Source organism: Collinsella aerofaciens, assembly GCF_040920445.1.
Classification (GTDB): Bacteria; Actinomycetota; Coriobacteriia; order Coriobacteriales; family Coriobacteriaceae; genus Collinsella; species Collinsella aerofaciens_BH.
Genome location: NZ_JBCOTQ010000006.1, coordinates 54,709 through 66,029, shown reverse-complemented (window position 1 = coordinate 66,029; position 11,321 = coordinate 54,709). Strand labels below are relative to the sequence as shown.

The 11,321-nt window shown below is 58.1% G+C and carries 9 protein-coding genes and 2 tRNA genes; 1 reads left to right on the top strand and 10 read right to left on the bottom strand.

Annotated elements, in window-relative coordinates; genetic code table 11:
• Positions 1 to 544 precede the first annotated feature (544 nt).
• From AB5405_RS01815 to AB5405_RS01770, 10 genes are all read right to left on the bottom strand, one after another.
• Positions 545 to 620, bottom strand: a tRNA-Lys gene (locus AB5405_RS01815).
• Positions 621 to 648: 28 nt separating this feature from the next.
• The gene (locus AB5405_RS01810; protein WP_022093791.1) at positions 649 to 1,929 is read right to left on the bottom strand and encodes an aminopeptidase; all 1,281 of its coding nucleotides are present in this window, start codon (positions 1,927 to 1,929) and stop codon (positions 649 to 651) included.
• A gap of 89 nt (positions 1,930 to 2,018) precedes the next feature.
• Positions 2,019 to 2,594 (bottom strand): ABC-2 transporter permease, encoded by a 576-nt coding sequence (locus AB5405_RS01805; RefSeq protein ID WP_022093792.1) that lies wholly within the window; start codon positions 2,592 to 2,594, stop codon positions 2,019 to 2,021.
• The gene (locus AB5405_RS01800; protein ID WP_035136481.1) at positions 2,595 to 3,473 is read right to left on the bottom strand and encodes a phosphoribosylaminoimidazolesuccinocarboxamide synthase; all 879 of its coding nucleotides are present in this window, start codon (positions 3,471 to 3,473) and stop codon (positions 2,595 to 2,597) included.
• A gap of 118 nt (positions 3,474 to 3,591) precedes the next feature.
• The gene (locus AB5405_RS01795) at positions 3,592 to 5,157 is read right to left on the bottom strand and encodes a sensor histidine kinase (protein WP_055310312.1); all 1,566 of its coding nucleotides are present in this window, start codon (positions 5,155 to 5,157) and stop codon (positions 3,592 to 3,594) included.
• Between the two features lie 11 nt (positions 5,158 to 5,168).
• The gene (locus AB5405_RS01790) at positions 5,169 to 5,891 is read right to left on the bottom strand and encodes a response regulator (protein WP_006236208.1); all 723 of its coding nucleotides are present in this window, start codon (positions 5,889 to 5,891) and stop codon (positions 5,169 to 5,171) included.
• Positions 5,892 to 6,044: 153 nt separating this feature from the next.
• Positions 6,045 to 7,256 carry a twin-arginine translocation signal domain-containing protein gene (locus AB5405_RS01785; protein WP_055310311.1) on the bottom strand — a complete coding sequence of 404 codons (1,212 nt, stop codon included), beginning with the start codon at positions 7,254 to 7,256 and terminating at the stop codon, positions 6,045 to 6,047.
• On the bottom strand, positions 7,256 to 7,519 hold the full coding sequence (locus AB5405_RS01780; RefSeq protein ID WP_022093796.1) for a TIGR03905 family TSCPD domain-containing protein: 264 nt from the start codon (positions 7,517 to 7,519) through the stop codon (positions 7,256 to 7,258). Before AB5405_RS01780 ends, AB5405_RS01785 begins: the two co-directional genes overlap by 1 nt.
• Positions 7,520 to 7,647: 128 nt before the next feature.
• Positions 7,648 to 8,994 (bottom strand): adenylosuccinate lyase, encoded by a 1,347-nt coding sequence (purB, locus tag AB5405_RS01775; protein ID WP_055251306.1) that lies wholly within the window; start codon positions 8,992 to 8,994, stop codon positions 7,648 to 7,650.
• 426 nt (positions 8,995 to 9,420) lie between these two features.
• Positions 9,421 to 9,495, bottom strand: a tRNA-Gly gene (locus tag AB5405_RS01770).
• 297 nt (positions 9,496 to 9,792) lie between these two features.
• Here AB5405_RS01770 and AB5405_RS01765 point away from each other — a divergent pair.
• A partial coding sequence (locus tag AB5405_RS01765) for an MSCRAMM family protein (RefSeq protein WP_368137386.1) occupies positions 9,793 to 11,321 on the top strand: 1,529 nt, incomplete at its 3' end.

The window sequence follows — 11,321 nt, the reverse complement described above, 5'->3', positions numbered from 1 at the left end:
GCGGCTGATCCGGTCCGACCGGGCCGCGCGGCAAGGAGATATATTGCCAGACCGGAGGGGCGCCGTGGGCGGGAATCGCGCACTCCATATTTTGTTCACAAATGAATACGTCCCTCAGTCGCATCACTGAGGTTAAAACTGAAGCATTGACTTCTGATATTGGCGATGACCAGCTGTTTTATGAGTATTGAGACATCGGTCATCTCTGGAGCGCTACTTTACTCCAAAGGCATCAGCTATTTGTTTCCCATCGGTAAAAGGCGGGTTTTGTTCGCCAAGCGTTCTTATATATAGATAGATACGGGTTCGACCCGTGCACCGGCAACAAAAAAGACGGCCAACCGAAGTTGACCGTCTCAACAATCTTTGGGTGGGCCGTCAGGGGTTCAGCCTGCTTCGCAGGCGGCCGCTGCGGCGCTTTCGCGCCTTGCGCGCTGCGCTGGCAAACGCTCACGCGTTTACTCAGCTCCGCGCCCCGACGGGTTCGAACCCGTGCACCGGCAACAAAAAAGCGACCAACCGGAGTTGATCGCTTTCTATTCCATGGTGGGCCGTCAGGGGTTCGAACCCTGGACCTTGGGATTAAAAGTCCCCTGCTCTGCCAGCTGAGCTAACGGCCCGCGGGTGGCATTGTACCACGGTCTGGGACTATTCCCAACTCCATTGGCCGTTCTGGAAAATCACAACTTCACGTCCATCAGGCGTAATGCCCGTAATATCGATGTCGTCCGTGCCGATCATAAAATCGACGTGCGTGCTCGAGACGTTAACACCATGCTCCAGGAGCTCCTCCTTGGACATGTCGTACCCACCCTCGATGCATTCGGGGAAACCGACACCTAGCGCGAGATGGCAGCTAGCGTTCTCGTCATAGAGCGTATCGTAGAACAGAACACCACTTTCGCGGATCGGCGTGTTCTTGGAAATGAGCGCGACCTCTCCCAGGTGAGCAGCGCCCTCGTCAGTATCGATGATACTTGCGAGCGTTGCCTTGCCCACGCGGGCGTCGTAGTCCACCACGCGGCCGCCCTCGAACTTAATCCAAAAATCGTCGACTTTATTACCGTGGTGGATGAGCGGCATGGCCGAGTACACGATACCGTCGGCGCGCATGCGATCGGGCGAAGTGAAGACTTCCTCGGTGGGAATGTTGGGGAAGAAGGGGTGCCCATCGGGCGTCTTGCCCTTGCCGCCGGCCCACTCGTGACCCTTCGTCATGCCAATCGTCAGATCGGTTCCATTTGCCGCGGTGTAATGCAGGCAGTCGAAACGATTGTCGTTCAGGAAACGCAGGTTCTTTTCGAATGCGGCGTCATGGAGCTCCCAGTCGCTCTCTGGGTCCTGGCCATCGGCGCGAGCGGTGTGCAGAATCGCATTCCACAGCTTATAGATTGCAACCTCATCGGCGTCTCCCGGGAACACCTCGCGCGCCCAAGCCACGACCGGAGCGCCGGCGATGCACCACGGATTGATGTTGTAATCCAGTCCACGGCGGAAAACTTTGCACTGCGTGTTCTTTGCCTTAGAAGCTGCAGCGGGCTTAGCGGGATCGATGCCCTTAAGGGCGGCGGGGTCCGCACCCTCGATAAAGATAAAGCAGGCACCGTCCTGGGCCAGGGAATCCAGCTGCAGGCGCTTCCACTCGGGCGTCTGCTCAAAATAGCTTTTCTCGACATGCTCGTACGTGAGCCTCGTCACGGCATCATCGGCCCAAATGACCGTCACGTGGCCGGCGCCGGCAGCATAGGCCTCCGCGACCACCACGCGCGCAAACGGCGCGCACTCAACCGGAGACTGAACGACGACTTCCTGGCCGGGCTTAACGTTTACGCCCTTGCGGACAACCAGGCGCGCATAGTTTTTAATCTTGGGCTCCAGGGACTTCATACCCTCCAGGGCCTCTTCGACCGTCAGGGCAGCTCGAATCATGTGCCACTCCATCTATCTATAGAACAGTAAAAAGGCGCGCCGCAAAAACGACGCGCCTTATATCTTAGCGATATGTATGGATACAAACGCTACTTCTTCTTGGAGTCCTTCTTGTCCTCCTCGGCAGCTGCGCGCTCGATAAGAGCGTTGAGCTTGTTCTCGGACATGCCCTCGGCCTGCGCGCGGTACATGTTGCGCAAGGGACGAATACGAGCGAAGTCGTAGATAAAGTCACCTAGGATGATGACATAGGACAAAACGATGCCGACCATCTGGACAGGGCTGGACACCATGCCAGCGGGAGCGAAGTACAGCGAGGCCCAAATTGCCACGACGAGCACCATGCCAATGGCGAGCACAATCCACCAGATGCGACGGCGCTTGGTGTAGTCCTCGTCCTGCTTGAGGAGGATATTCGACACCGTATAGATGCGGTCCTCCTTGGCGCGCTGCTTAGCCTTGCGGGCGCGCTTCTCCTCTTTAGAGAGGCCCTCGAGGTTCTCGCCCTTCTCGAGCTCTTTGCGGCGTGCCTTAGACGAAGCCGGCACGACGCGAACGGAGCTCGCTGCTTGGCGGGCGGGCTTAGCAGATGCGGCAGACTTGCGCGCAACCCCGGTAACTTCGTGGGATTGCGTGCGCTTGTTCGTGGCGCTACGGGTACTCACTTATGCGTTCTCCTTCATGCTTGTGAACTGGGAGCCCGTGATGATCTGGAAGGCCTCGCGATAGCGCTCGGACGTGCCATCGATGACCTCGGCGGGCAGGTGCGGGGTCTCCCCCGTCATATCCCAGTTGGCTTTGAGCCAATTGCGGACGAATTGCTTGTCGTAGCTAGGCTGGATCTTGCCCTCCTCGTAGCTGGCAGCAGGCCAGAAACGGCTGGAGTCGGGCGTGAGGCACTCGTCGATCAGCGTGACCTTGCCATCGATGACACCAAACTCGAACTTGGTGTCGGCAATGATGATGCCACGGGTCGCGGCGTACTCGGCAGCGGCCTTGTAGATCTTGAGGGAAAGGTCACGAATCTGCGTGGCGATGTCCTCGCCCACGATCTCGCAGCAACGCTCGAACGAGATGTTCTCGTCGTGGTCACCGATCTCGGCCTTCGTGGACGGCGTGAACAACGGCTCGGGAAGCTTGGAAGCCTCGGTCAGGCCCTCAGGCAGCTGGATGCCGCAGACGGTGCCGTTCTCGTCGTAGGTCTTCTTGCCCGAACCGGTCAGATAGCCGCGGACGATGCACTCGATAGGAATCGTCTGGGCCTTCTTAACCAGCATGGCGCGGCCAGCGAGGTAGTCACGATACTCAGCAAACTCCTCGGGGAAATCCGCCGGGTCGATGGAAACGAGATGGTTGGGGACGATGTCGGCAAACTTATCGAACCAGAATGCCGAGATGCGATTGAGCACCTCTCCCTTAAACGGAATCTCGTCGGGAAGAATGAAGTCGAACGCAGAAATGCGGTCGGTGGCGACCATCAGCAGGTTTTCACCGGCATCGTAAATATCACGAACCTTGCCACGGGAATCCGGACGACGCTCCATCGTTGTCACGTGAGTCACTCCTTACCTAAATACGACAGAAATGCGGGTTCTTTCCCGCATGTTTTCGCAAACTCGGAGCGGCAGGGACACGGCCCCTCCTTCACCGAATAGCGAAAAGCTAGTGCTCCATTGTAGTAGATGCCGCGTCCGCCATGTGCTCGCGGGGCAGATGAATTGTAAAAGTCGTACCCTTTCCAAGCTCCGACTCCACGGATATGTAGCCATGGTGACGCTCGACGATCTGCTTGGTCACGGCGAGGCCGACGCCCAGGCCGCCAGCTTCGCGGGCGCGGCTGGCATCGGCGCGCCAAAACCGCCCGAAAATGCGCGACAGATCGTCCTTGGCAATACCGATGCCGGTATCAGAAACGGCAATGCTGACGTGCCTGCGGTCACTGAGCACCGACACCACGACCCAACCGCCCTCGGGGGTGTAGCGCATGGCGTTGCTCATGAGGTTGATAACACATTGCGTGATCATGTCGGGATCGGCCTCGACGACATCGTCGTGCCCTTGGGTTTCATCTGCAAAGCGAAGACGAAGGTCACGGTCGGCAAACAGACGCTCCTGGCCGTTCACAATCGATCGCACGAACGGAACCATGTCCACCGGTTCTAGATTGAGCGGAGCCGTGCTGTTTTCCATACGCGATAGGTCGAGCATCTGCTGCACCAGACGAGCCAGGCGACGCGTCTCGGAAGCAACGGTCTCCAAATGCTCATCGTCGGTGGGATACACGCCATCCTGCATGGCCTCGACCGTTGCGAGCATGGCCATAAGCGGCGTGCGAAGCTCGTGTGCAACGTCTGAGGTCAGGCGCTTCTCGTGTTTCATATCCTTCTCGAGCGAAGTGGCCATCTCATCGAAGGTCTCACCCAGCTGATCGATCTCGTCATCACCGCGCAGTCCCGTGCGAGCCGACAGGTCGCCGTCACGGATTTGCTTTGCGGTACTGGTGATGCGATGAATCGGCTTGGTGAGCATGCGCGACACGAGCGATCCGATAACGACCGAAATGCAGATTGCAACAACCGCGGCGAGGGCCATGGCGTTAAAGGTCTTCTCCCTAAACGCAGAGTCCGCCTTGGTGAGCAGAGCGTCGGAGCCGATGGCCCACAGCTTTACCTGTCCGACATGCTCGCCGGAAGACGTTACAATCTCGACGTTAGCAACGCTATCGGAGTCGGTTGGAGCAGACGAGACCGGGCTATGCGATGCCCTCTTGCCGCTCGTGTCGTCGGTCGTAGCCTGGTTTTCGCGTACATCGGCGGTGGCGCTTGCCGAGGGCCAGGAATCGTCATAAACGATCACGCCCTTTTTATTGACGACCTGCATGCCCAGATCGTCGGAAACCAAACTCGACGTTGCGACCGTGCGCAGTTCTCCCGCGGTCCAAGAGCCGTTTTCCTCATATGAGGTCGCCAACTTCTCGGCAGCGGAATTTGCGATTTCGACGATATTGGAGCGCGTGTAATCCGAAAAGACCGTGCCCCACACAACAGAGACAACGCCCACCAGCACCAATACTGTCATGAGCGATGTCAGAGCAAAAGCAAGTGCCATGCGCGAGGGATAGCTCATCGTTGGCCGTGAATCGGAACGAGGCGTGTTCCAACTAGCCTTGGAACCCGCCTCGCTCTCCTGCTTGTGCTTTTGTCCGATTTCAAAGCGCGCAGGTGTCATATGTGATTTCCCTATTTCTCGTCCGACTTATCGGTCTTGGCCGGAGCCTCGAAGCGATAGCCGACACCATGGACGGTGTAGAGCCACTTGGGCTTCTTGGGATCATCGCCCAGCTTGGCGCGAAGATTCTTCACGTGGCTATCGATGGTGCGCTCATAGCCCTCAAAGTCATACCCGAGCACTTTCTCGACCAGCTCCATGCGGTTATACACACGGCCGGGATGGCGGGCAAGCGTGGTGAGCAGCTTGAACTCGGAAGCCGTCAGATCGACTTCCTTGCCCTCGACCAAGATCTTGTGGCCCGAGATATCGATGACCAGATCGCCGAAGTCGAGTACCTCGACGGCGGGCTCGTCGGCCTGATGGGCACGGCGGAACAGAGCGCGAACGCGGGCGACGAGCTCGCGCGGCGAGAACGGCTTAATCAGATAGTCGTCGGCGCCGAGCTCAAGACCGATAATACGGTCCTCGATCTCGCCCTTAGCCGTCAGCATGATGATGGGGACATCCGAGGTATCGCGAATGGTGCGGCAAACGCGCTCGCCGGGGATCTTGGGGAGCATAAGGTCGAGCACGACCAGGTCGAACTGATGCTTCTCGAACTCCTCGATCGCGGACTGGCCGTCGCCGACGCCCACAACCCAGTAGCCTTCGCGCTCGAGATAGGCAGCGACGGCGTCACGGATTGCCTTCTCATCCTCGACCAGCAGAATCTTTTTTGCATCTGAAGCCATAACACGGCCCCCCTGTCTCAATTAGCTAAGAACAAGCCCATTTTAACGCACCTGAGCCCGCCAGATGCCGCTATGACGCGGCAGCTCGGCGGGCGGTACTCACAATTACAACGCGTTTATTCCCCTGTTGGCGCCTTTTTAACCCCTCTAAGCTTAAAGAGAGAATAGGCGTGCAGTGACTGTCTCTGGTATACCCTGGCTGTTGCGCACCGTGGCGTACGTAAGGAATGAGTCCGATTTTCCCGCCGTAGCTGGATAATCGCCATACTCCAAAGCGCGGTCGGGCGACAGCAGCGAGCCATAGGTCTTGGCAGAGGTGTCGATCAGGAAATGCGACGCCTGTACCTTAACAAGGTATTTATTCTTCTTGCCAGCCGCACATGCGAGCGGTTCGCGTGACAGGAAGAGGTACGGCCCTCCCTCATTACCGATATACGTGCCCATATTGCCCAGGCTGCCCACGCCACTATAGGCCGCCTCGATAGAAAACACGAAGGTATCGCCCATATATACGGCCTCGAAAGGCGAAACTGACGAAGGGAGGACCAACTGGGCACGCTTGGTGTTGTTGCCGTCGGTCAGATCGATTGCCGTTATGCCGTAGTAGACGCCCTCGTCGTTGCGGACACGCGGCGAGATGGTCAAAATGCCGTCGCTCGCGCGCGGGGCCGATGCAAAGCGGCCCGTCGATTTCCAAATTACCTCGGCCTTGGATTCATCAAGCGAGCGACGATAGCAAAACGAATCACTACTCGTTTTATTGCCGCCTGCCGAAGGCATTTTATACCAGATGACCGATGACCCGAACGCCGTAAACAAGGGCGGATCATAGTCCTTGCCACCTCGATCGAGCTCAACCACGTCGCCAGAGAGCGAAGCGCCCGACAGATTTTGAGCGTAGAGCTTCCACGATGAATTGGCAAAGTTCATCTCAACCCACGCGAATACGCCGTCGCCGGCACGGACATCGTAGAATGCATATCCCGTGCCCTCGATAGGATCCTCGATTAATGTGGTAAGCGAGCCATCACCCAGGTTGAGCACACCGAGTGTGTTGGCGTGCAGCGCCGATGCGGGCGCCATCATCGCCGCGGCGTAATCGCCGTCGCAGTAGTACAGCAGCGTACCCAGAGGCAGCGTCCACGACGCCGCCGGCTCAAGATCGATGTCGACTGCCTCGTACTCATCCGTAATCGAGATGATCTTGGAATCGTCCTTGATAACCTGCGGCTCGCCGGCGGCATCATCGCTGGTGCCCGTTTTTTTCGAGCATCCGGCAAGTACCGTGGCAGCGCCCGCGGCAGCCCCACCGAGTACGAAGCCGCGACGCGATATTCCGTTCTTGATGTGATCGGCGATACCCATTAGGCGATCTCGGCGCGAGCGGCCTCGATGGCGCGCGTAAGCTGGTCGGCGCAGGAGGTCTTTTTCATACCGCAGGTATTACCGGCGAGAACCTCGATTACGCGATCGGCAGGAGCGCCCTCGACCAGCTTGGAGATTGCCTTGAGATTGCCGTCGCAGCCACCGGTAAACTCAACGCCTATCACCTTGTTGCCGTCATCGGAAAGGTCAAGGTGAATATTGCGAGCACACACGCCCTGAGGCTTGTAATCAAACGAAATCATGCGATCCCCTCTCAGAATGTTATTCGAGACGACTATTATCCCCGTCTTTCCCTAAATGCAACGAGGCGCTTTGCCGGCAACACACATTACCAGCAAAGCGCCCTAAAAAGCTAACGTTATGCCCGAACCTACTCGAAGCTCAGCTGCTCCAGACGATCAAAGACCGTGTCGATACGGGTGAGGAAGTCCCATGGATCAAAGATCTCGTCGAGCTTCTCCTGGCTGACGGTGCAGCGCGGGTCGGCCTCGAGACGCTCCTTAAAGGTGGGGCCGGAGACACAATCCTGTACCTCGTGCCAGGTTGCCATGGCGTTCTCCTGCACAATGGCGTACGCGTCCTCGCGGGTGATGCCCGTATCGACGAGGGCGAGCAGCACCTTGGAGGAGAAGATGAGGCCGCGGGTCTTATTGAGGTTGGCCATCATGCGGGCAGGGTACAGCTGCAGGCCGTCGATAACGCGGATGAGGCACTGGAACATGTGGTCGAGTGCGATGAAGCTATCGGCCTGGGCGACACGCTCGGCAGAGGAGTGCGAAATGTCACGCTCGTGCCACAGGGCGACGTTATCGAAGGCGACCTGGGCGTTGGACTTCACGACGCGCGACAGACCGCAGACCTTCTCCATGGTGATGGGATTGCGCTTGTGCGGCATGGCGGAGCTGCCCTTTTGGCCCTTACGGAACGGCTCCTCGGCCTCGAGCGTATCAGTCTTCTGCAGATTGCGGACCTCGGTCGCGATGCGCTCGCAGGTGGCTGCGGTGGTGGCGAGAACGCCGGCGAGATAGGCGTGATGGTCGCGGCTGATAACCTGCGTGGACAGCGGGTCGTGAACCAGGCCCAGGTGCTCGCAGACGTACTCCTCGACAAACGGCTCGATGGAGCTGTACGTGCCGACAGCGCCCGAGATGGCACCGAAGGCAACATTCTTGCGGGCGTCCTCAAGACGATCCAGATCGCGCTTGAGCTCCCAGGCCCAAGAGCCAAACTTCATGCCGAAGGTCATCGGCTCGGCGTGGATGCCATGAGTGCGGCCGGCACAGAGCGTGTTGCGCTCCTCAAAGGCGCGACGCTTGCAAATCTCGCCGAGCTTCTTGACGTCCTCGATGATCAGGTCGCAGGCCTGGGTGAGCTGGTAGCACAGGGCCGTGTCGCCCAGATCGGAGCTGGTCATGCCATAGTGAACCCAGCGGCTGGGCTTGGGGTCGCCCTCGGGAACATCGGCATCGATGTATTCCTTCATGTTGGTCAGGAAGGCAATGACGTCGTGGCGCGTGACTTCCTCGATCTCATCGACCTTCGCCTTCTCAAAGTTGGCATGGTCGCGGATCCACTGGGCCTCGTCTTTGGAAATACCGATCTTGCCGAGCTCCGCCTGGGCCTCGCAGGCCAGAACCTCGATCTCCTGCCAAATGGCGTACTTGTTCTCGAGGGAGAAGATGTGTCCCATCTCCGGGCGGGTATAGCGATCGATCATAGCGGCTCCTTTTTGGTTATTGGCACGTTGGTCGTAACCCAACCATTGTACCGTGCGCAGGTGCAAGTATGGGCAGCAGGCATTAACCTAACATTTTGGAATTGGAGCGAGCAACGGGACGTCTGCGTTATTTGCTTCGCAAATCCGCACCGGCTGCGGTCGATCCCCTCGGATTCACGGTGACGATGGGGAAGACTTTGTTGAATTGGCCGTCCCGAGGTCTTCTGTGCTCCATGGAGCGGACAACGGGACGTCCGCGTATTTGCTTCGCAAATCCGCACCGGCTTCAGGCGCCTGTCGGCGCCTTCGCCTGCTCGCTACAAACGCTTCGCGTTTGCTTAACGCTCGCACCCTGGCGGGTTCGAGTCCCGGCGCTTAGTAGTAAAAAGCACGGCAACGTAACGCTGTCGTGCTTGTGCTTTTTACTGGAGCGGGCAACGGGACTCGAACCCGCGAGTGTCAGCTTGGGAAGCTGATGCCTTACCACTTGGCGATGCCCGCATATGTGGGGGATAGTATAACGCGGTTGTCTTGTTCGATACAAGGGTGTCGATGCTTGTTTTAGCTGTGGAGAATCGTTTGAAAACCGCGCCAATTGTGGAGATGAGGACCTTTGTCTTTCTTTTCTTACCATCTTCTACCTGCACTTTTATCTGATTGTTGTATTTGAGCTCGATTTGTCAGAAATCGGGCAAGCTTTTGGTCAGGCTCCGGTACTTACCCGCATGAACCTCGGGGGTAGCCTCATCCTACGCGTCGCAACCTCCCCATGCGGCGCACGAGGGATAAGGAGCAGCCATGTCCAACGCACCCATACACTCTGTCCACAGCGCAATCGCAACAGGTCCGCTGCTCCTGCTCCTCTTCCTGGTTTTCGGCTGCCTGACACCGGGAGCCGCATTTGCCGTCGATGGCTACGATCAGCTCGGCTTCCGCACTATTAGCGATGATTGTGGGCCCTTCTTCATCGGCAAGTATGAAGCTCAAGACGCCTCGATTGCCTACTGCATGAACCAGGAGCGCCCCGGCCCCACCAAGCCGGGCGGCCCATGGCTCAACTTTGATCAAGGCTGGGTGTGGCTCGACGACGAGTTCGCGGCAATCGTTTGTCACGGATATCCTACCGCCACGTCGTTTGGCGGTTACCATCTTTCACCCGATCGCGCCCGCGCCGCAACCCAGCTTGCCGTATGGATGCTCAACGGCACTACCCATGTCGACGGTACCTATTCCTACACGACCGCTCAGGGCAAAACCAAGAGTGGGCACTTTACCGCCGACAATGAAGTCGTGGCGGCTGCGCGGTGGCTCCACGACAGCGCAAAATCAGGAAGCATCAAAGCCGCTCCGCACCGCGCGCGGCGCTATCTAGGAGCCGTATCGGGCGGCAGCAAACGTCAAGACATGCTCTATGTACTGCCGGCGGTCTCTGTTTCCTTCCAAAAGCAGTCTGCAAACGCTGCCATTACCAGCGGAAACAATACTTATCAGTTTGACGGGGCAACATTCGATGTTTTTGAGAGCACCAGCGGCGCGCGTGTCGACACCGTCCAGATGGACAGCAACGGTCGAGCGCAAGCAACACTTCTGCCCAACACGGCATACTACCTAGTTGAAACGAAGGCGCCGGCCGGCTATGTCCCCCGTCGTGATCGCATCGCCTTTACCACGGGGAATGACGGTGGACAGGTCGCCATTGATGAACAGCCCGGCACCATTACCTTGCGCATCGCAAAGCTCGATGCCGCGACGAATGCAGGCCCCCAAGTTGGAGCTTCGCTCGCAGGAGCAAAGTTCACGTGTGTGTCGCAATCAACCCCTGGATGGGCGCAAATCCTCACGACCGACGAAAGCGGTCGGGCCACCCTCGCCGATGTCCCCTTAGGAACCTTTACCATCTACGAATCAAAAGCCCCCGAGGGCTACCTGCCATCCAACGACAGCTGGACCTATACCGTTGGAGCCGACCAGCTCGGCGATTCAGGCGTGGTCGAGATCGAATCTCGCATTTCCGATATCCCCATTGCGTTTAACCTTGAGATTTCCAAATTCAAGGATTACGGCAATAGCGATCAATCCGGCCTGGAGCAGCCGGCGGGTGGTGTTGTCTTTGAGGTTGTCAGCAACAGCTCTCAGCAGGTTGTTGGCACACTGACCACAAACGTCTATGGCTTTGCCTCCACCAAAGATCAGCCCGAAGCATGGTTCGGCACAGGCAAGCGACCCGCCGGTGTCCACGGAGCTGTCCCATACGACCGTGCCGGCTACACGATTCGCGAGGTTCCGGAAACCGTCCCCGAGGGTTTTAAACGTGCAGGGGAATGGAC